This window comes from Streptomyces sp. NPDC048411 (assembly GCF_040704695.1).
Lineage (GTDB): Bacteria > Actinomycetota > Actinomycetes > Streptomycetales > Streptomycetaceae > Streptomyces.
In genome coordinates this window covers 1-21,087 of the sequence record NZ_JBEZKL010000049.1, presented here as the reverse complement: position 1 = coordinate 21,087, position 21,087 = coordinate 1, and the positions used below count along the sequence as shown (strand labels likewise).

The window sequence follows — 21,087 nt, the reverse complement described above, 5'->3', positions numbered from 1 at the left end:
ATCCGGACAGGACTTGTTGCTTGATCGGCCGGACTCCCGAAAGACCCTCGCCGAGAGCGTGGCCGAGTCAGCAGGGTGCTCGACGGCGTTGAGCACCCTGCGCTGTGCCCGCGCCGCGGCCGCAAGTTGCGGGTGGTTGCTCCAGGCGTTCGCTCGGCCTATGGCGCGTTCATCCAGCCCGGAGAGATGGGCGCTGTAGAAAGCGGGGCCAGCTGCGGTGGCCTCGTAGAACTGGCAGTCATCGGCTCGACACCCACCCGCGGGGATCGGGGCGATCGACGTCTCGCGGGGATCACCCCGCAGGCCGCTGCCGGACTCAGCCTCGCTGACGGCACCGATGCTGGAGCATGCCGCCCCGGATCCCGAGGCATCCGGGGCGGCCATCGTGTCGTGTGCTCGGCCTTACTGCCGACACGTTATGCGGCTACTCGTCGGCGGCTTCGTCACCCTGCTCCTCGGGCGGCGCCGACCGCCGGTATTGGGGGTGGTCCAGGTCCAACTGTTTCGCTGCATGCAGTGGCACGGGGTAGCGGGAGCGGTCGGACCAGGCGATGGTCTGGTGACACAAGCGCGCGGTTGCCCGTGCGAGCATCGTCCGGTCGACCCCGTTGGCGACGCCGACTGGGTAGATCTCGGTCGCCGTGACGGCCCACCATGGGGTCTTGAGCTCGTTCGTCTCTCGTTCCCCCTCCTCGCCGCCCTTGCCCGGATCGGCGTCCCACCGAGTGATGGTTTTGCCCAGGTCCCCGCCCTTGGCCTGGTAGTTGCGCGGGATATTGAAGAGGATCCAGAAGGGGTGTCCGAAGTCCACGTCGGCGCGATGCAGTTTGGCCGATGCGAACAGGATGGACTCTTTCTCGGTGTCCGGGTCGCTCTCGCGGGGGACGGGAACGTACTGGGGTACCTCGTCCGGAGCGACGTTCATCCGGATGACGGCGCTCGGCTTCTTGCGCGGTGCGTTCTTGCCTTTGCCGTAACCAGGCAGCCAGGTGCGCGGATCGGTGATGTCGTCTTCCTGGTAGCTCTGGTTCTCGTTGTGCAGGCCCGTCCACATCCGACGGCAGGCGTGCCCGTCGACCATGACAACGTAGCCCATACCGGATTCCATTTCGTCGCGGACGAGGCTGGCGAGTGCGTCTTCGACGTGGGATGCGGCCTCCGCCCAGCGTTCCTTGTCTGTCTCGCCCTTGCCGTCGACATGGAGTGCGTAGTCACTGGCGTGGAAGGCGGTGATCGCCTGTCGGTAGGGCACCCAGGCTCCGATGAGGGGGGTCCACGCTCTCATCGTCCAGGCGCCGCCCTCCTCCTCCGGCGGGAACAGGGCGGTGGCAACGATGATGCGCTTGGTGTGTTTGCCGTCGGCCGTCTTCGCCTGCCGACGGGCGTGGATACCGCAGTAGACGAGATCCCCGGCCTCGTGCCCCTTCTTGTCTTTCGCGATGGCCCGCGCGAGGCGCTGGTCGATGATGCCGAGCGATCGGTACAGGTCGAGAAGCGCCATGTAGGCGGCGTGATCTTTCCCCGGCTTCGGAGGACTGACTTCTGTTGCGGGGTTTCCGAAGGACCCCGCCTTCATCCCCGTCGTGAACTGGCATACGAAGTCCTGCTTGGCCAGGAAGCGGCGGACTTGGAACTTCCCGTCGTAGCGCTCCTTGCGAAGCAGGAAGGCGTTTCGCTTCTCTCCGTCTTTCTTCTTCAGGGTCGGGATCTCGGTCTCGCACCAGACGCCGACCATCACGTGCGAGTCGCTGCCGGCGAAGTCGTCTTCGAGGGCTTTGAACTCTACGGTCCGGTTGATGTCGTCGCCGTGTGACAGGAAGCGCTCAGCTTGGCGGAACACCGCGCTGATGCCGGGAGCGAGGAAGACCTCCTCACCTGGCTTCGGATCACCCATGGGCGCGCTGTCCGGGAAGGCCAAGGACAGCGCGTTGATCATGCGTAGGCGTGTGTTGTAGCGGTACCACAGGCATACGATCCGTAGGTGCTCGAAGCCTTGAGCGTTCACGGAGGCGGTGATCTCGTCGGGCGGGGGGAAGCCAATGGTGTGGAGAAGCTCGCCGGCTTCGATGCGGCGTGCACGCTCCTGCGGGGGCATCTTCTGTTTGTCCGTGGGGCGTGGCTCGAAGTTCATCGGTTCCACCGTGAAGTCGACCCAGGCGGCCTTCTCGCCCAGCACCTTGGTGACGTGCTCAGCCAGGAGCCGCAGGTGAAGGGTGCCCGGTCCCGTGCCGACGGCGAAGTTGTCGTTCTTCGGCATGAGTGGGCGGATGACGTCGGCGTCAGGGGTGATGAACGAGGGGAATTCCTCCTCCTCGGCGGACTTCTCCAGCAGGGCTCGTTCTTCCGTGACGCGCGTCTGTAGCGCTTGCAGGAGGCTGATGTCCATCTCGTCGCGTGCGAGCAGTTCCAGGGCTCGCTGGTTGACTGCTCGGACGCCGCCGCTGCGTACCAGTTCGGTGTGGAGGATCGGAAGGCCGTCGCTGCCCTGGTAGATGTGCGTGGACTTGGCGTAGACCATGTTGCTGTGGACGCGGGTGACATGGGCGTCCAGGAAGATGACGGGGTGGACGACGTTGGGCTCGGTCTTCATGACCACCGAGAGCCGGGACATCGCGTACTGGGCCTTGGTGGCCTCGTTCACCTTGGTTGCGTCGTCACGGAGGTTGTACTTGCGCCCGAAGGGCTGGTCCCAGGCGATGAGTCCGCCCCTGCTGTCGGGAAGGTAGGTGATCTCCCGTTTGTTCGGGTTGGCCTTCCAGCCGATCGTGCGGTTTTTGTAGACCTGTTCGCCGTCGGTATCGAGCTTGAGGGAGCCGTCCTTCTCCTTAGCGGGGACCTTCTCGGTGATCGGGACGAGGTCGTAGATGGTGAACTTCTGCGCGGCGAGCTTCTTGGAGATCACCCAGGGCACGGCTACGTACATCCAGTCGGGGCACTTCGGTTGCTTGCCCGGCGTCGGCTTGAGGAACCGCGTCATCTCGAATTCCTGCTCGGGGGTGTTCGCGATGGCGTCGGCCACGGGCGGCACGTCGAGGAGGATGGCCTGGTCGGTGTTGAGTCCCTTGCTGTATCCGACGACGCACCGGAAGACGTGGCGCAGGGTGTCGTCGTCGATCTTCTCCAGTGAGACCAGGAAGTTGAGGTACCGGTCGAGGTGGACGTACCCGCCGGTCTTGAACTTCAGGTAGGTCAGGGCGGTTGAGTACGGCAGGTTCTTCTTCTCGTCGGGGTGCTGCAGACTCTTTTGCTCGTCGTCCCCGTCGCTTTTCAGCTTCTCCCACTCATCCCGCACGCTCCGCGGGAAGATGCGTACGTACACCTTCTGGCCCCGGACGAGTTCGGGGGTGCAGCGCAGGGTGAGGGTGCTCGGTAGAGTGGCGGTGCTGTCGCTCAATGCTGTTATCTCTTTCGGGAAGAAGCGCTGGGCTATGCGGAGAGGGCGAGGTCGACGCCTGCGTAGGTCAGGAAGGCATTGACCGCTTCGCCGTACAGTTCGGCCATCTGCCGGCGTTCTTCCGGCAGCCACCGGGAGGCCATGCGTTCGATGATGCTGGCCAGGTCGGAGCTCCAGGTCTCGTCGTGGAAGGCGTAGTCCACGAAGTGCAGTTCCATGTTGGTGCCGCCGCGTCGGGCTCGGCCGGCGAGCTGGATGAGGGACACCAGCATCCCGGCGACCATCTGCTCCTGGAGGACGAGGTCCATGGTCGAAAGCTGCGGGGAGGAGCGCAGGATGATGGCCATGTGATCGCGTGCTGCGGTGCGGGCCGTCTGCAGAGCCTCGATCGGGTCCGACGTACCGGATGCAGGCAGCGAGTTGATGCCTGCGGCGTTGACGCTGCCGTACATCCAGGTGGGGTCGTCGATGATCAGCGGGGGCCTCACGCACAGGTAGATGGAGTGGATGGCTGAGCGGAGATTGACGACGATGTTGAGTCCTCTGGCGATGTTAGCCAGGGGGGCGATCAGAATGTCGCCGAATTGGGGGAATTCCTCGACCTCTTCGACGGTGATGCGGCGGACCAGCGACGGGTCGGGGAGGTGACGGACGTTGCTGAGGCGGTCTTCTTCCCGGACGAGGACGCACACGCGGTGGGATAGCCCTTTCGCCTTGGCGAGTCCGGTGGCGATGTGGCCGCACTGCTCGTAGCTGTTGGCCGTGAGGATCACGCGGGCGCGCGTCGGTTCCGACTTGGCCAGACGCGCGAGTTTCCTCGACAGCTTTGTCTCGTACAGACGTTCGCCGATTTCGCGCAGGGCTTCGGGCTTGTCGGAGGGGAACTGGCCGGCGATCGGGATGCGTTCTCCGGCCTTTCGGTGGCCGTTGCCGTAGGTGATGGCCGAGGACTCGACCAGGATGGATTCTTCCTGGGCGTCGGTCATCCACCACATCACGGGAGCGTGGACGTGTTCGTTGACCGCCTGGGGGAAGTAGGCCGTGGCGGAGAGCCCGAAGATGGGCCGCTCCACGCCGGCGGTGATCAGTGAGACCAGTCCGCCGAGCTCTGACACGTAGGTGTGCGGGTCGCCGGCCATGTGCTGGGTGGAGAGCTTGGCGTCCTTCTCCGGGTTCTTCATGCCGGTGACCCGGTATCCGTTGATCGGCCTGCCGATCGTTCCGTGCGGGAGTACGTCGGCGATGCCGCCGGAGCGCATGGAGTCGATGATGCGGTTGGCGGTGAGTAGGCCGGAGTGGCGTAGAGACTGGGCGGTGTCGCGCAGTACGGCCAGGGACCAGTCCAGTTCGCTCATCAGTGTGCGGATGAGGAGGTGGTCGATGGCCCGGTTGCGCGCGCGGCCGTCGCTGATCATCGGGGCGAGTGCCTCGTGGAGCCTGAGCTTGAGCGCATCGCGCTGGTTGATGCCGCGCGGCGACACGACGGCCCCGAGGACGCTGCTGACCCGTTCCCACTCGGGGTCCAAAAGCATGGGTGTCGGGGCCATCTCGTCGTCTTCGCCGAGGTCGGGGGCCGGTACCAGTGCGTTGAGTCGGTCGATGGCCTCGGCGGGAATCGGTTGGCCGTCGTTGACCTGGTATTCGGGGAACAGGAGGCCGATGAGCTCGCGGTCCTTGGAGCGGGGCAGGCGCCACCCTTCGTAGTCGTATTCATGCCGCAGCCTCGGGACTCGGGCGTCGTCGTGGTGGTTGAGGCGGAACGCCTTGGTGCACAGCCCGGTCAGCAGGGACTCGGCCATGAGCCGGACGTGGCTGACCGGTTCGATGAGCTGGTCCTCGAAGCGCAGGGGAAGGTGCTTGGCCGCCGTGTCGAGAACCTGCGGTTCGGCGGTCCACGGGCGCCGGGAGTGTAGGTCGACCGTGGTGGCGCAGCGGTCGACGGCGACGGCCTGGAAGGCGTCGATTTCGTCGATGATGACGAAGTCGCTGGCGCGGAGCACGAACTCGCGGACGGTGACGGACCGGACCGGGCGGCCGTCGATCTGGACGCCCACCCGCATGGTGCCTTGGATGAAGTTGTGGTGGTTGGTGACGATCACCGTGGCGTCAGCGGCCTGGTAGGCGGGGGTGAACTTGCCGCAGGTCGGGATCCAGGGGCAGGCCAGCATCTCTCCGCCGCCGCGCAGGCTCAGGCAGTTCTCCTTGCCGGGACGGTAGATGCCGGCGGAGTCGAGCCAGTGCTGCTGGGCGCAACCGTAGGCGAGGTGGTCGACGTCACGGCGCCCTCGCTTGCCCCATTCCCCGGGGGCGTCGGGGTCCTCCTTTACCAGGGACGCGTGCTTGAGGGTCCGCTCGTGCCGCGATGACGGCGACATTAGCGGAGCACACGTCGCAAGGTGCTCGGTCTTGCCCGCCTGGTGCAGGATCTCGAGGTCGCGGCTGATGTCCCAGACGGAGGCGAGCGTGGCTTTGACGTCGGGGACGACGAGGGTGACGCGGTAGTCGTTGAGTGCGGCCCACGAGCCCAAGAGACGGACCAGTACGGACTTACCGGTTCCGGTGGGGGCGTGGAAGATCTGGGTTCGGCCGGCCAGGAGGTCCAGCACGTCTACGGTGTCGGTGTCGTGGGCCTTGACCCGGTCGAGTAGACCCGTCAGCACCTTGTACAGCCAGGGGCCCGCTTCTGTGTCCTCGTACTGGGTGTCCAGGAGTTGCGCGATGTCCTTGAGCTCCTGGACGGTGACTCGGATCGTGCCGAGGCCGGGCCGGGTGGTGAGTGCGGGAAGCGCCTCATGGCCGAGGGGCTGGGTGAAAGCGGGAAAGCGGGGGATGGTGACGCGGCCGTGGACGATCTCGTTGCCCTCGGTGCGTTCACTCGTCTCGTACCTCGCGCCCGGCGCTGCGAAGTCGTGGGGTTTGCGCCGGCTGCTCGGCCGCCGGAAGGGCGCGAGAAGGCTCTTGGCGTATCCGAGGTAGTCCCCTCCCAGCAGGGGGTAGGCCGCGGTGGCGGTGAGAGGATCACCAGCCAGAGTGAACAGCTGGAGAGAGGCCTCCTCGTCCTCCTCATCGCCGGTGTTCATGGCCCCCAGGAGGATTCGTGCGGCGGAGGCGAACCGCTTCTCGTCGACGAGGTCGGGGTTACTGAGCTTCATCACCTCGGCCACGAGCAGCCGTTCCTCACTGCCCAGCTCGTTCCACCTTTCCCATGCCTGGGGTTTGCAACTGGCGAAGAACGCCGCGTGCCGGAAGGACGCCAGCGGTTTGCCGTCGTCGTCCCGCTGCGGGAAGTAGTGCGCAGCCAGAGCCAGCGCGGCGCGGACGAAGGCGTCCCTTACGGTCATCTGGCTCATGCCCACACCACCCCGGCGCTCTGGCAGACCATCTGGGCGAAGTCGGTCATGGTCGCGGCCTTCATTCCGTACTTGTGGCAGGTCAAGGTCAGCAGGGGGATCTGGTCGGCCCGGTGGTCGGGAACGACGAGCCATTCGGCGCCGCCCTTGTCCCCCTCGTTGCGGTGCAGGCTCTCGGCCAGGACGCGACCATGGGTGTAATCCTTCACATCCACGGTGAAGACGTGAGCGCTCCCGTCAGGGCCCTTGACCTCGATGCGATGGTCGTAGGCATCGCTCATCGGCCAGAGCCTGACGGCCTCGTCCACATCTGCCAGTGTGGCGGCCAGCCGCTCCCGCAGAACGCTGTGCAGACGCAGCTCGTGCAGGCCGGGCACACAGGTGTAGCGCCACACACCGCGCTTGAGGGCCAGACGCCCCTCAACCGGCTCCGCCTCCGGCACGGCACCGGTGGTGCCCAGCGCGAGCGCTGCCTCGTGTGGAGCCGGGGTGTCGGGGCTGTCGGGGTGCAGCTGCGGCGCGTCTCCGGTTGTAGGCCGGAACATGAAGCTGGCGCCGGTATCGGCGTGACGGCCGTAGAGGCAGGCGACGCGGTAGTACTCGCGGCCCGCGCTCATCCGCTTGCTGACCTTCATGGGCCACTTGCACACCGTGCAGGGGAACCACCAGGTGCGGTAGATGGCGTGGTAGGGGATCGGTTCGTAGTAGCCGATCGCGTTGAGGGGCAGACCGCGCTTGTTCAGCTCCGCGGCCGTGCCGGCAGGGCATTCCACCAGCGTGGTGCGGTCCTTGACGTACTGGGCATCGCCGCGGCCCTTGAGGATCTCGTACATCTGATCCTGGTCGATCTCGTCCTGGAGCTGCTCCTCAGTGAATCTCATACGTCCGATCCGTCGGAGCCGCTTCAAGATCCGGTGCAGCTGGGCGGTCTCCCACTGCAGATCGAAGGCGTTTCCGGTGACGCACCCCTCGGCGTCGACGACGGGGAAGTCGAGATCGTCGAAGCCGGATCGGTCCAGCCATGGCGGGAGCAGGCCCTCGATGGGGCCGCGCAGTCTTCGGCGGAACTCCGCGAAGGACAGCGGCACTCCAGGGCCGTACGCGGCGAGCAAGTCCCCGTGGTATCGCATCAGCTTCTCCGCCCGGTCCCTTGGGCTTAGGTCCGGGGCGGTGATCGTCTGGCAGGCTTTGATGAAGGTGAAGTTGATCAGGCGGAACGCCTCGAAATTGGAGAACGTCAGGCCGTCATCATCGGCGTGGGTCGTCACGGGAGACGACCGTAGAGTATGGGTCTGACAATGGGTCCGGAACGGCCTCGGACCGAACTAAATGATCAATCTGGAGGAGAGGCAGCCGCCGGGTACATCTCCGCGTAGACGTGCAGGTACGCGGCAATGTGCTGCTGTCCGAGCACAGTGGCATGCCACCGGTATTCGAGAACATGCGTATCGCCTGGCGCCATCCGAGGGCGCAGCTCGATGAACCCTCTGCTGGGATGAGCTTGGCGCTTCGGTCGGTAGCCGACGGCCAAGTAGAACAGGGACTTCCCCGTCAGTTCGCTCTCATGGAGACCCTCTGAGCCGGCAGAGGCGACACGCAGTAGAACGCCCCACAGCCATTCGGACAGCAGATGCGCAGGTGTTGCCGGCTCCGTGGGCTCTCCTAGTCCGGCACGGACGCAGGCACGGCCCCGGCGAGTGATCTCCACCAGCGTGCGGTCCACCTCGCCGACCCCGGGGACCTCCACACGGTCCCTGACCACCTTGATCAGTCCCAGCCGCTCCAGGGAGTGGAGGGTGGCCCCGGCCCCTTGATCGTGAACACCAGCACTCCGCAGACGCTGCTGAAGGCGAGTGTGACCGACCACTTCGGCGGGTGCATCGAGAGCAAACGGCAATTGCCGCCACTGCCTAGCCGACGGAACCCTGACCTGGTTCTGTCGACGCATCCACATCTCAGCTTCGGTCATCCGGTCATCCCGCAGGATCTCACCGAGATAGACCCGCTGCCGATCATTCAGGCCCTCCCAGCTGTTGATCGCGGAGGCCGGCGGGCCTTGCCGCTGATGTTCGGGTAGACGCGGAGGCTTATCAGTCGGCCGCGTACGCATCCAGGCGTCCATGACCATGCGGACCGGCACCTCATACAAGACGGCAAGCTGCTGCACGAGTCGGCCTGTGCACTCGGGCTTCTTCCAATTCCAGCCGGACACCGGCCGGTTCCGCTCCAGGCTGCGGATTTTGTGAGCGTCCACGAAGAGATCCCGGCCGGCGGGAGTAGCGCGCAGTCGGGTGGCTACCTGCTCAGCGGTGAGACCAGTGGCATATCGGAGGTCAACCAGTGCCTCGGTCCCGCTGCGCGTACCAGTGAGGTCGGCGGTGGCGCAGCCGAGGGCATCGGCGAGACGCCGTACGTTTCTGGCTTCAGGCACGTATCTGCCCTCCTCCCAGTACACGACCACGCGATACGTGACTCCCACGCGGTCAGCAAGCTCCTGCGGAGTGAGCCCAGCCTGCTCGCGCAGCGCTCGGATCTTCGTGTGCTCAACGGCCAGCAGATGCCTCGGCATGCCAGCTAGCGAACCTCAATGAAGACTTCGTGGCAACTCTCTGCACGCCGAGCGGCTCATGACGCGGCGGAGAATTCAGTCGAGTGCTGGGACGTCCATGCATGACGCATGACGGGCGGCATGCCGAAGGCCGTCACGCATCGTCCCGCGAGGAGCGCATTGAGGGCGAGGGACGCATCCACCCAGGGGCGATCGCCCCAGGCGCGGGACGCCGGGTGGTCGCCGGCAGGGTCGCTCCATCGCCTACCCGGATCCACGGCATCGCTTCGGCGCCTTCCTCGCCGCTTCCCCAACGCATCGTTCGCATGGGGTGATTGCCGTATTTCGTGTTCCTGGGGGAGGGATATCGTTGGCGAGTCGTCCGCACAGGGATACGACGTTCCGCGCAGGTCCAACCGACAGGGCGCGCCCGGCGTGCTCATGTCGGGCATACCTAGAGATGGGCTGACTGACCTGCAGGAACATAACGACCCTCGGGTCGCCACCTTTGACGAGCAAGGACACCTTCGACTGATGGTAGTGACCCAGCAGGAGATCGAGAACCGGTTGTGGGATGCCGCCGATGAGCTGCGCGTGGCGATGCCAGAAGCGCAATACTCCTCGGTCGTCTTCCCGCTGATGTTCTGGAAGTATCTGTCGGACACCTGGGAGCACCACCACCAGGAGTTCCTCACCGAGAACAAGGATCTCCTGGACGGGCTGGCTGCTGAGGAAGCCCACGAGATCGAGTACCGCGACTACCAGTCGTTCGAGATTCCGTTCATCTACCCCGGCACCGTGCAGAAGCGTCGCGCCTCCTGGACGTCCATCCTGGCCACCATCACCCAGCCCGGCCTCGGCCAGCGGGTCCGTGCCTCGCTGCAGGCCATCGAGACGGCCAACCCAGCCAAGTTCTCCCGCCTGTTCGGGTCCATGACCTGGACCTCCGAAGAGGTGCTGTCGGGCGAGGTGTTGGCGGCAGTCATGCAGACGATGGACCGCACCCCGAAGATGCACGAGGGCAACATGTCCCACGACGTGCTCGGTGGGGCGTACGAGTACCTGCTGAAGCGGTTCTCTGACGGGTCCGGCACCCGTGCCGGCCAGTTCTTCACTCCGCGCGAGGTCGTCGAGCTGATCGTCGAGGTCCTGGATCCCAAGGGCCACGAGTCGGTGTACGACCCAACCTGCGGATCAGGGGGCATGCTCATCGCCTCCGCGAACCTCCTGAAGGCCCATGGTGGGCGTGGTTACACACTCAAACTGCACGGGCAGGAGGCCGTACAGGACACCGCGGGTGTGGCCCGCATGAACCTCTTCATGCACAACCTCACCCAGTTCAAGGTCGAGGTCGGCGACACCCTGAAGGACCCGCGCTTCAAGAAGCCGGACGGGTCCGTCGCGCAGTTCGATGTGATCCTCGCCAACCCGCCATACAGCCTGAAGTGGAAGCCGTGGGCCCATGACCCACGCGCCCTCGGCGGGGTCGCCCCGCAGTCGTCGGCAGACTGGGCGTTCGTGCAGCACATGCTGGCATCGATGGACCCGAAGAAGGGGCGCGCCGGCGTCGTCCTGCCCAACGGTGTCCTCTTCCGTAGCGGCCAGGAGGGGGCGATCCGTCAGCGAGTCGTCGATAACGACCTGCTTGAATCCGTGATCGGGCTGCCCGCGAACCTCTTCTACAACACGACGATCCCGACCTGCATCCTCGTGTTCCGTGCCTCCGGCACCAAGACCGACGAGCGCAAGAACGGGGTGCTGTTCATCGACGCCTCCAAGCGGTTCATCAAGGGCAAGAACCGCAACGTCCTGGCCGACGCTGACATCTCCGACACCGTGACCGCCTACAACGCGAGCTTCGAGGCCGACGGGACCTCGCTGGACCTGGACGGAGACAGTGGGCTGGCCGCCCGGTTCGTGTCCTTGACTGAGATCGCGGCGAACGGCTATGACCTCAACATCAGTCGCTATATCAAGCGGGTCTCGGCTGAGCAAGCGGACCTGCCCACCCTGATCGAGGCGTACAGCGTTGCCCGAACTGACCGTCAGAAGATTGAGCAGCGCATGCTCGCCATCCTCGCGGACGCTGGGATTGAGGGATTCAATGAGTGAAGTAGCAGCTGGTTCGCAGGAGGAGTGGCTTCGGGCACCTTTCTCGCGGTTCCTCACACCGAACGTCGCGATCGTAGATGTGGATCCGGGCCAGTCCTATCCAACCGTGGGAGTCCTGAACAGGGGGAGAGGGCTGCTCTACCGAGATCCCGTCGCAGGGAGTTCTACGGCCTACAAGAAGCTCAACCGGATCGGCTCCGGCCTGCTCGTCTACAGTCGGCTCAAGGCATTCGAAGGCGCGATCACGGTTACTCCCGACGACCTGCCGGAATCGTTCGCGTCCCAGGAGTTCCCTACCTTCGCCTTCGCCTCTGGCGGGGACCCCGACTTCTTCCGGATTCTCACCACGACGCAGAGCATGTGGGACGCACTCCAAGGTGCGTCGAAGGGGATGGGCGGCAGGCGGGAGCGAGTGAAGCCTGCAGACTTCCTCAACATCGTCATGGACATCCCGCCGTTGCCTGTGCAGAAGCGGATCGTCGAGGTCATCAGCGTGATAGACGAGCAGGTCGCGGCACTCGAGGTGGAGGCAGACAGCCTCCTTCGAGTCCGGAACGCTGCTCTGGGAGACATGCTCTCCCGTGGCGGTGAAGGATGGTTGTCTGCTCCGTTGTCGGCAGCTGGAACGCTCACCCGCGGCCGCCGGTTCGTGAAGAACGACTACACGGAGTCCGGCCTGGGATGCATCCATTACGGCCAGATCTACACGGACTTCGGGGCATCGGCTACACGCACGGTGACGTACCTGCCCGAGAGCTTCCGCGGCTCGATGCGCTTGGCGCAACCCGGCGATGTGGTAATTGCCGGGACGAGCGAGAACGTCGAGGACGTCGGCAAGGCTGTTGCTTGGTTGGGTGACGATGACGTGGCTGTTCACGACGACTGCTTCATCTTCCGTCATGATCTTGACTCGAAGTTCGTCTCGTATTTCTTCGCCTCACCCCTGTTTCAGCACCAGAAGCGTCAATTCACGAGCGTAACTAAGGTGGTTCGCATCTCCGCCGCGAACCTTAAGAAGATCGTTATGCCTGTGCCCCCTCGTGAAGAGCAGGAGCGCATTTCAGAGATGACTGGCGCGGTGGACGCGCAGGTCGTCGCCCTCCGTGCCGAGGCGGAACGTCTCCGTCAGGCGCGGGTGGCACTGCTTTCAGGGCTGCTGGACCGCACCATCGACATCAAGTCCGCCAAGTTGGAGGTCTGAGCCGTGGCGAAGGGCATTCGCGAGCGGGAGTTCCAGAACCTGATGATCCAGTGGTCCCTCCCGATGGGCTGGGACTTCATAGCGGGCAGATCGCTGCCGCGCGAGACTACGCAGACGGTGCTGGTCGGCCAACTGCGGGACGCCATTGTCCGGTTAAACGCTGAGGTGATCGCAGGGCTCGACGTGGACGCGATCGTCGAGGAGATCGTCGGCACGGTCAACGCCGTCGAAGGCGGCCTGGTCCGGTCCAACGAGTTGGTGCTGAACCTGCTGCGCGGGCAGAAGGAGTTCCGGGACGCCGACGGCGTGTGGCACGCCCTGAGGGTCATCGACTTCGAGCATCCGACGGCCAACACGCTCGTCGTGTCGGATGAGGTGACCATCACCGTCCCCGGCAAGACCTCCCGCCGGTTCGACCTCGTGTATTGGGTCAACGGGCTGCCTCTGGTTGTGGTCGAGGTGAAGTCTCCGACCGCGAAGTCCGGTTGGGCGGACGCGGCCCGCGAGATCAACGACGTATACGCCACCGAGTACCCGTGGTTCTTCACTCCCAATGTCTTCTCCGTCGCCTCCGACGGGCTGAAGCTGCGGTTCGGTGCCGCTGGCGCGCCGGTGAACCTGTGGCAGCCGTTCCGGTCCACCGCCGACGACGAGGACCTGTCCGGGCAGGCCGACGTGCGGCGCTCCGTCGAGCTGCTGCTCAACCCGGCCACGATCCTGGACATGCTCGCCAACTTCGCCCTCTTCGACACCTCCGGGGACGGTGCGGATATGAAGTATCTGCCCCGCTACCCGCAGATGGAGGCCGCGCACCTGATCCACGAGCGGGTTCTGGAGGGCGGGTCGAAGGGCCTGATCTGGCATCACCAGGGCTCTGGCAAGACTCTGCTGATGGTGTTCGCCGCCTCGCTGCTGCTGACCGACACCCGCACTGAGTCGCCCACGATCATTCTGCTCTCGGACCGAACCGACCTCGTCCGGCAGACCTCTGGGGTGTTCACCTCTGCGATGGGGGACGCCTACTTCCACAAGCCCGCCACCAGCCAGAAATTGCGTTCCCTGCTGGCCCATGACGTGCGCGGTGTCATCTCCACGACCGTCCACAAGTTCGCCGATGCCGGCAAGAATCTGTCGACTCGAGACAACATCATCGTGCTGGTCGACGAGGCACACCGCACCCAGTCCGCCAAGTCGAAGTCCCTGGCCGGGCAGATGCGCGCAGCGTTGCCGAACGCGAAGTTCTTCGGCATGACCGGCACTCCCGTCAGGAACCTCGCCACCGACACCTTCGCGCTCTTCGGCGAGGAGAGTGACCCGGGCAGAGTGCTGCACCGGTACTCGGTGTCCCGGTCCCTGCTCGACGAGGCGACCGTCCCGGTCATGTTGGACCCGCACCCGGTCACCTTCGAGATAAACGACAGCGCACTGCAGGCCGAGTTCGACCAGTTCGCCGATGAATTCGACCTCGACGACCCCGACCGCGAGGCCCTGTCCCGCAAGTTCGGGCGCCTCACCTCGGTGTTCGCCAACCCCGACCGCATACACACGGTCTGCCAGGACATCGTGGACCACTACCTGGCCAGCGCCTACCGCAACGGCCTCAAGGCCCAGGTCGTCGCCTACAACCGTGAGCTGGCCGTGGCGTACACGGACAAGATCAACGAGCTGCTGGCCGGCTTCGAGGCGTCACAGGTACTCACCGAGGTCGGAAAGCACGACCGGATCACCGCCGAAGTGAACATCTCCGTCTCGGACTCCAAGGACGAAGACCCCGCCATGCGGCCGTACCAGCTCTCGGAGGTCGACGAGGAGAAGCAGAAGCGGCGGTTCCTCACCCCGGACGATCCGCTGTGCTTCCTGGTGGTGACCGCGAAGCTGATGACCGGGTTCGACGCCCCCAACGAGGGCGTCCTCTACCTGGACAAGCCGCTGAAGGCCCACAACCTGTTCCAGACGATCACCCGCCCGAACCGCACCTGGGTGTCCCCGACCGGGTTCGTGAAGACCGACGGCGTGGTCGTGGACTACATCGGCCTGGCCGAAGAGGTCCAGCGAGCCGTCGTCGACCCCACCGCAAAGGGAGCCAGCAAGGGCGGCGGGTTCGTCACCGACCTGACCGAGCTGGTCGCCGAGTTCCGCACCACCTTCGCCCGCATCGAAGACCTCCTCGCCAACGTGGATGGTCTGGACCTCACGGTCCACGGATACGAGTCTGTGCGAGCCATCAACATCTTCCTGGACGCCAGCCCCGGCGCGGCCGAGGTATTCACCAAGGACTACCGGCTCCTGGCCCGCCTGTACCCGCTCATCAACACCGACAAGCGGGTCGCCAAGTACCGGGACGGCTTCGGGCTGTTCGGGTCCGTGTACACGACCCTGTTCAAGAAGTCCTCCGACGAGGAAAGGAAGGAACGGCTGGGCGAACTGGGGCCAATGGTCCTGGAGATAATCAACGCCCACGTCCATTCCTTCTCTGTGGCAGCCTCCCAGGAGGAAGCCCTCGTCCTGGACGCCCAGGGCATAGCCATCCTCAAGGAGCTTCTGGCCCTCGTCCGCCCCAAGCCCGACAAGGACGACGGCGCGGACAAGGCGCCGCCGTCCGCGGCGGAGATCCTGGACCAGATCAAGGCCGCCCTCGAAAAAGGCGTCGAACCGGGCTCGGCGAAGTACACCGCTCTAGCGGAGCGCATCAAGCAACTGCGGGACCGGATCATCCAGAACGCCCAGGATGCCCTGGACTTCCTGTCCGAAGCCCTCCGGGTCGCCCGCGCCATCGTGGACGCCGAGAAGCATCCCGATGAAGCTGTCGTCGTGCTGGACAACGACCATGTGGGTGTCTTGTCGCGGATCATCCACGACCACGCGCCATCCGGCCTCACCGTCACGGAGCGGAACCTGGCCGAGGAGATCGACCAGGTCGTCACCCGCACCCTTGGCTGGTCATGGGACAACGCCGATGCTCGCAACCGCGGGGTCCGACGCGCTACCGCTGCGGTTTTCCGCCGGTACATGTTGAAGCCGGTGGGGGAGCCGTACGACTCCACCGTCGCCTACATCGAAGCCCACTACCTCGTAGATTGACGAACGTACGGAGGCTCGGCAACGTATGGCGTTTGCTGGGCCTCAATGCGCTGCTTGAACCTCGGCCTACCCCCTCGGTCGGCGAGCAGCTCCTGGAGGACGAGCGAGGCCGTGTCGTCAGCGGTCGCGATGTCGACCACGACGAGGCCCGGCTCGCCTCCGTGCGTCGCGCGGATTGGCTCCATGTACGGCAGCACGCTCGGTGCCTGGAGAGGGTTTCACCCAGACCGGGTGTTCACCCAACCGAGCGAGGTGATCGAGGGTGTTGCCGCTGCGGGTAGCTGTCTGCGATCGGGATGCGGTGGATGTAGTGCGCAGCGGCAGTCGCAGCAGTGGGCCGGGCGGGGACTTCTGCCGGGCCCACTGCTGTTCGGTCTCAGCGGCGGGTGGTCCACAGATGCAGGATGTCGCCCATGGCCTCTTCTGTGCCGTCCCGGTTCTTCCGGATGCCGGGGGCCGTGTTGAAGCGCAGTGTGGGCCCGCGCTTGCTCAGCTGGACCTTGTCGAGCGCGGCGTGCCGGTCCGGGTGCCCGAGGACGACCTGCTCGCAGCTGTCCGCGAGGTCCTGGTTGCAGCTGATCACCCGGCTGAGCTTGACCTCTTGGGCGGATGTGCCTTGGCCGGGGATGAGCACAAGCTGGGCCGTGGGGCTGACCGGGAACCTGATTTCGTGAGCACCCTCCAGGCCGAAACCTTGATAGGCATCACTCGGAGTTTCCGGGCGCCAGAGTACGAGGGGTGCGTCGGAGGTGAGGAAGATCGGCTTGCGGCTGGTCTCGAGTCGCCAGTGCCGGGCACGGTACTGCGGGATACACACCTGGACAGAGCTGAGCGTCACGGTGACCGCTTCGTCGTGGGTGGGGTCGTTGCCGCCCTTCATCGCTCGCGTGCCGTGGTAGAAATCCCAGGCACCCTGGGCTTCGGCTGCCCGTGGCGGGTGACCGAGATGCTCGCGCGTGAGGTACTCGGTCATCAGCGCGTGGTCGACCTCCCGGCCGTTCGCGTAGGCGGTGACGTTACGCCCGAAGAGCGGGGCAGTGCGCTTCCGCGGTGTCCTGGCCATCTGCACAGCCAGGTAGAGACAGAGCAGCTCGCGGTCATCGGTACCGACGGCCGGCGGCATTCCCGTCTCGTCTATTCGGCGCAGGGCGGCAAGCCCCTGCCCTTCCAGGCCGCTGAGCTCACGCTCGATGGCTGCGGAGGGCATGCCGTTATCGTCCGTGATCGTGTAGAAGCCAGTCTCGGCTGCGACGTTCTTGACGTTGGCGAGGTGCGTCTTGGGTGGCCACCGGCGCCTTACCCTGACCATCTCCCCTCGCCCGAATCGCGCCAGATAGCTCTGAGGCACATAGTGGTGGAGCTTCGGATTCGACACCTCAACCCCTGCCTGATACATGGTAGTTGGCCTCGAAGTCACCGAGTTCGGCAAGTAGCTGCTCAGTAACTCGCAGTGCCTCGTGAGGGCTACGGCGAGCGCGGATCAAATGGTCGATACGCTCGCGCGCCACGTCGTCGGTTAGCGTGGATACCCAGGCATCGATCGTTCCGCTTGTGTCGCTCCCCACCAACGGGACAAGAAACTCGGCAAGATCAGCGCGCGCGACCTCAGCCTGGAGTCGGTGTCCGCCTCGTTCTGTGGCGGATAGAACTCCTGCACGCGGCAGGGCAGTGCGCAGATCGTCGTGCCCAGTTGAAATGTCCAGCTGCGGCGGTAGCGGCGCGACGTCGCGGCCTCCCGTGACGAGCATGGGGATGGCCGTCGTGCGGACCCAGTCTTCCAAGCTTTCCAGTTCTTTGACCGCGATGTTCCATACCCCGGTATGCGGGCGCTGCAGCGACACCGTCGTAATGATGGAGAGAGGGATGTACTCACCCCGTGGTCCTGTCGCGAGGGTGTCGCCGACATGTAGCGGCTGTCCGCTGCCAGGCTGCGGTCGCCGTTCAAGTGGCTGAACCACAACAAGACCGGGGTGCGGTGCGTCGGGGTAGACAGCTCCGAGACGGGCCGCCGCGACGGCGGGCCGGCGATGCTTCGCGAGATTGGTGTACTCGACGAGGATCTTGAGTGGGTGCTCGTCAGAAGCGCGGCGATTGAAGGGTTGCAGGGCTCGTATGCGCTGGGCAACGGGAGCACCGGGCTGCAGAGGCGGAAGTGCACGTCTCCGGCGGTGATTGAGCCAGGACTCGAAGTCGGCAGGGCTCGTGCTGGCAGGCATCTCGATGCTGCGCGCTTCCTCAGCCATCAGGGGTCGTGCGAGAAGGTGTTCCACCTCGGCGTACACGGTGTGTTCGAGCGCAGCGCGGAGCTGAGTGAGAGCGTCTGCGACGAGGCGAGGAATCGCTTCAGGCAGAGGAGCAATCGCGGTCACGACCGCGTGTGCTTGATGACCGTCAACGACGGTCTTTAGGGAGAGGGGATCCTGGGCGGTGGTGTAGGCGTGGATCATCCGAATGACACGGTCAAGTGTCTGATCGACGTGGGCCAGTGTCGCTGCAACGTGTAGCTGGTGGTCCGGCAACCAGGTGTAGTCCGTGGCTGTGAGACTCATGGGTCCTGAACCTAACGGTGAGAAATGGTTGGTGTTCCATCGCTGGCAGACAGCGCTAGCGCAGGTTTTCAAGCCGAGCGAGCAGCCCTGCGGCAATAGCAACTGCAACAGCGTCGGCGCGTGTCCAGCCGGCGGCGAGGCCGGTTACCGGGGGGCGAGCATGATGGTCAGGGAGACCGCGTTGTGGACATGGAGCTGGTCGGCTCCGTTCTGCTGCGCGATCGAGCTGGCGTCGGTGGCGAGGTGCGCGTAGATGTGGGGGGCAGGTTCTTCGTCTAGGGCGAGGGCGAGCGGGCGAGTGATCTCCCGGGCAATCCATCCGAGGGAGACGCCCTGGTGCTGGACCTGGATGGCGTTCGGGTCGGACTCGTTGCTGGGGTCGCGGACGAGGTCTAGGGCGGTTCCGGCCCGCAGTTGCGCGAGGTAGGCGCCGTTGCCGCTGTGGCGGACGCCGCGCAGGGGGCAAGTGAAGGTCCCTTTGCCGCTGAGGATTGCGGCCTGGGTGGCGCGGGGGCTGCGGCGTTCGGTGCTGCGGATGAGAAGGCGGGCCGTGTCGGGGTCGGTGAGCGTGGTGATCTCTTCGGTGGTCAGCTGACTGAGCCAGTCGAGGAATTGTCGGAAGGTCGGCTCTGGGTACGGGCAGTTGGCGGCGAGGGTGGTCGCGGTGGCGCGGTCGTGGATGCCGATGCTGGAGGCGTAGCAAGCCGCGGGGCTGCCGACTCCATATTTGATCATGGCGGGGAGCGCGGCCAGGTGGCCCTCGGCAGCGACGCCGCGCCGGAGTTCGAGGAGCTGGAGCAGCGCGGAGACGACCCAGGCGAGGTCCTGGACGATGATCTTGTCGATCGCGCTGATTGTCGCGGTGATGTCGAGGGTGAGCAGTCGTCCGTGGTGCGTCTGGTGGAGGTCGGTTGCCGGGATTCCGGCAATCCAGTCGGTGGCCAGGGGTATCAGCGCGGGGGCGGCGACCTTTTTCTGACGGATGCCGCGCTGGACTTCGTGCACGTCGGTGGCGAGGGCCAGGATGAGCAGCTGCAGGTCGGGCCAATGCGCGAGGGTGAGCAGTTCGGGACGTACGTCGAGGACGGTCTGGATCTGCTCCGCGGCGGCGAGTGCGTCGATGCCGCCCTGGACGCTGAGGCCAGAGCGGACGATCGCGGCACGCGCGGGTCGGTCGGACAGGCGTTGGGCGATGGCGGCGACGCGGCGGGCGGAGTAGCGGGCCAGCGGGGCCAGGGAGTAATTTCGAGCGCCGAGTTGGTGGCCTGCGAGGGTGTCGCCGAGGAGCGTCTGCGCGGCCTGCTCGAGGAGGTGCTGGTCGGGGGTGTCGACGACCTCCTCGGCGAGCAAGGTCAGGAGCTGGATGTCCAGTCCTTCGGCCCACTCGGCCAGTCGCCCGCCGGTGGGGTCGGGCAGGTCCAGCGCGGTGAGGTCCTCGCCGGCCTCGGGCCGGTGGCCGAGGCGGGCGGTGACCAGCTCGAAGTAGAGCGAGGCAAGCGTGGATTCGACCGGTTCGATCTTGTTGCGGTCCAGGTAGCGGCGGCGCAGGTCCTGGGCGGCTCTGGCGTCCTTGGCGATCAGGACGACGTGGCCTTCGGTCTCCCGTCCGGCCCGTCCGGCCCGTCCGGCGGTGTTCCAGAAGTCGCGGACGCTGACTCTGTCGTTCTCGCCGCGCCAGGTGTCGGGCACGAGAACGGTCTTGGTGGGCAGGTTCATGCCCTGGGACAGGGTGCTCGTCGCGCACAGGACCCGGAGCGCCCCGTTGCGGTAGGCGCGCTCAAGGCAGTTGCGGACGGCCTGCGGGACCTCGGCGTGGTGGTAGGCGTAGCCCATAAGGACCATGGCTGTGAGTTCGTGGCTGGTGCCGATGTGTCGGCCGATCTCGGCGGAGGCTTCCAAGCGCCGCTGGACGACCTCGGCGCTGAAGGACCCGTCCGTGGTGCCGAGTTTCGGTGCACCCTCTTTGTCCAGGGCGTCGCCCAGAGCCTTGGCGGCGGCGCGGGCCTTGATCTTGGTGGGCTGAGCGATGAGGACGGGGCCGAGCCGGTCGAAGTGCAGGGCCAGGGCTGCGGCGACGTCCTTGGGTGCGCTGGGGAAGAGGTTGACGCGCTTTTTGTGCCGGGTCAGGACTCGAGGAAGGAAGAACTCGTCGTTGCCTTCGTTGCCGTAGTCGATGGCGCCCTGTTGTCCGTCGGCGTCGCGGCCGCGCCAGGAGAAGACGCCCATCCTCAGGCGAGAGGGCGACCAGTTGATGCTGGCCAGGTTGGCGGCATCCGCGTCGGGGTCGAGCCAGCGGGCGAGGTCCTCGCCGTTGGGCAGGACCGCGGAGAGCAGCAGGAGGCGGGCGGCCGGGGTGGCACGGCGGATACGGGTCAGCAGCATCTCCAGGCGCAGTCCGCGCTCGGAGCGGTCGATGGCGTGGCCCTCGTCGACCAACACCAATGCGAGGCGTGCCGCCAGTTCGGGCATATTACGCAGCAGCAGGTCGAGCTTTTCGCTGGTGACGACGAGGACATCGGTGAAGTCCAGGAGCTGCATCTCGTAGCGGACGTGCTCGGCGCCGCCGAAGAGCGAGGAGACCCTCAGACCGAGCAGTTCGAGGCTCTCGGCCAGGTGCCGCTCCACTTGTGCGGCGAGGGCGCGGGTGGGGACGACGTAGACGGCGAGCCGGGGGACGAGCCACCAGCGGTTCTCGTCGCCGGCCCGGGGGGCGAGGGCGTGGAGGATGGCCCACTCGGCGATGTGGGTCTTGCCCGCCGAGGTGGGCATGGTCACCGCCATGTTCCGCGCTGCGGCATCGACCAGGCCGGCCTCCAGGGCGGCGCGTTGGGAGGGCCACACCTGGATGACGG

11 protein-coding genes are annotated in these 21,087 nt (G+C 65.7%); 3 read left to right on the top strand and 8 right to left on the bottom strand.

The features are described 5' to 3' along the window. Positions 1-424: 424 nt before the first annotated feature. The 4 genes from AB0915_RS19085 to AB0915_RS19070 form a co-directional block, all read right to left on the bottom strand. Positions 425-3,394, bottom strand: a complete 2,970-nt coding sequence (locus tag AB0915_RS19085) for an RNaseH domain-containing protein (protein WP_366692195.1) — start codon at positions 3,392-3,394, stop codon at positions 425-427. Positions 3,395-3,426: 32 nt separating this feature from the next. Continuing rightward, the gene (locus AB0915_RS19080; RefSeq protein WP_366692194.1) at positions 3,427-6,744 is read right to left on the bottom strand and encodes a hypothetical protein; all 3,318 of its coding nucleotides are present in this window, start codon (positions 6,742-6,744) and stop codon (positions 3,427-3,429) included. Beyond that, the gene (locus AB0915_RS19075) at positions 6,741-8,012 is read right to left on the bottom strand and encodes a hypothetical protein (RefSeq protein WP_366692193.1); all 1,272 of its coding nucleotides are present in this window, start codon (positions 8,010-8,012) and stop codon (positions 6,741-6,743) included. Before AB0915_RS19075 ends, AB0915_RS19080 begins: the two co-directional genes overlap by 4 nt. Before the next feature lie 65 nt (positions 8,013-8,077). Next, on the bottom strand, positions 8,078-9,313 hold the full coding sequence (locus AB0915_RS19070; RefSeq protein ID WP_366692192.1) for a helix-turn-helix transcriptional regulator: 1,236 nt from the start codon (positions 9,311-9,313) through the stop codon (positions 8,078-8,080). 513 nt (positions 9,314-9,826) lie between these two features. On the opposite strand from AB0915_RS19070, the gene AB0915_RS19065 reads away from it, so the two are divergent. Genes AB0915_RS19065 through AB0915_RS19055 form a run of 3 tightly spaced genes read left to right on the top strand, consistent with a single transcriptional unit; the run spans position 9,827 to position 15,686 of the window. Further along, positions 9,827-11,404, top strand: coding sequence for a class I SAM-dependent DNA methyltransferase (locus AB0915_RS19065; protein WP_366692191.1), 1,578 nt, complete (start codon positions 9,827-9,829; stop codon positions 11,402-11,404). After that, complete coding sequence (locus AB0915_RS19060; RefSeq protein WP_366692190.1) at positions 11,397-12,605, top strand: restriction endonuclease subunit S; 1,209 nt, start codon at positions 11,397-11,399, stop codon at positions 12,603-12,605. Before AB0915_RS19065 ends, AB0915_RS19060 begins: the two co-directional genes overlap by 8 nt. A 3-nt stretch (positions 12,606-12,608) precedes the next feature. Beyond that, on the top strand, positions 12,609-15,686 hold the full coding sequence (locus AB0915_RS19055; RefSeq protein WP_366692189.1) for an HsdR family type I site-specific deoxyribonuclease: 3,078 nt from the start codon (positions 12,609-12,611) through the stop codon (positions 15,684-15,686). Here the strand turns inward: AB0915_RS19055 and AB0915_RS19050 are convergent. The 4 genes from AB0915_RS19050 to AB0915_RS19035 all read right to left on the bottom strand — a co-directional run. Beyond that, complete coding sequence (locus AB0915_RS19050) at positions 15,671-15,871, bottom strand: DUF6207 family protein (RefSeq protein WP_366692213.1); 201 nt, start codon at positions 15,869-15,871, stop codon at positions 15,671-15,673. The genes AB0915_RS19055 and AB0915_RS19050 overlap by 16 nt on opposite strands. Before the next feature lie 191 nt (positions 15,872-16,062). Next, entirely contained in the window at positions 16,063-17,061 is a 999-nt protein-coding gene (locus AB0915_RS19045) for a DUF4238 domain-containing protein (RefSeq protein WP_366692188.1), read from the bottom strand. 1 nt (position 17,062) lies between these two features. Beyond that, entirely contained in the window at positions 17,063-18,235 is a 1,173-nt protein-coding gene (locus AB0915_RS19040) for a hypothetical protein (RefSeq protein ID WP_366692187.1), read from the bottom strand. A gap of 144 nt (positions 18,236-18,379) precedes the next feature. Then, positions 18,380-21,087, bottom strand: a 2,708-nt coding sequence (locus AB0915_RS19035) for a DEAD/DEAH box helicase (protein ID WP_366692186.1), incomplete at its 5' end; no start/stop codon positions are given.

Excerpts from the sequence above, each read along its gene's own strand:
- AB0915_RS19080 (WP_366692194.1), bottom strand. The coding sequence starts at position 6,744 with ATGAGCCAGATGACCGTAAGGGACGCCTTCGTCCGCGCCGCGCTGGCT.
- AB0915_RS19070 (WP_366692192.1), bottom strand. The coding sequence starts at position 9,313 with ATGCCGAGGCATCTGCTGGCCGTTGAGCACACGAAGATCCGAGCGCTG.
- AB0915_RS19065 (WP_366692191.1), top strand. The coding sequence starts at position 9,827 with ATGGTAGTGACCCAGCAGGAGATCGAGAACCGGTTGTGGGATGCCGCC.
- AB0915_RS19060 (WP_366692190.1), top strand. The coding sequence starts at position 11,397 with ATGAGTGAAGTAGCAGCTGGTTCGCAGGAGGAGTGGCTTCGGGCACCT.
- AB0915_RS19050 (WP_366692213.1), bottom strand. The coding sequence starts at position 15,871 with ATGGAGCCAATCCGCGCGACGCACGGAGGCGAGCCGGGCCTCGTCGTG.
- AB0915_RS19040 (WP_366692187.1), bottom strand. The coding sequence starts at position 18,235 with ATGAGTCTCACAGCCACGGACTACACCTGGTTGCCGGACCACCAGCTA.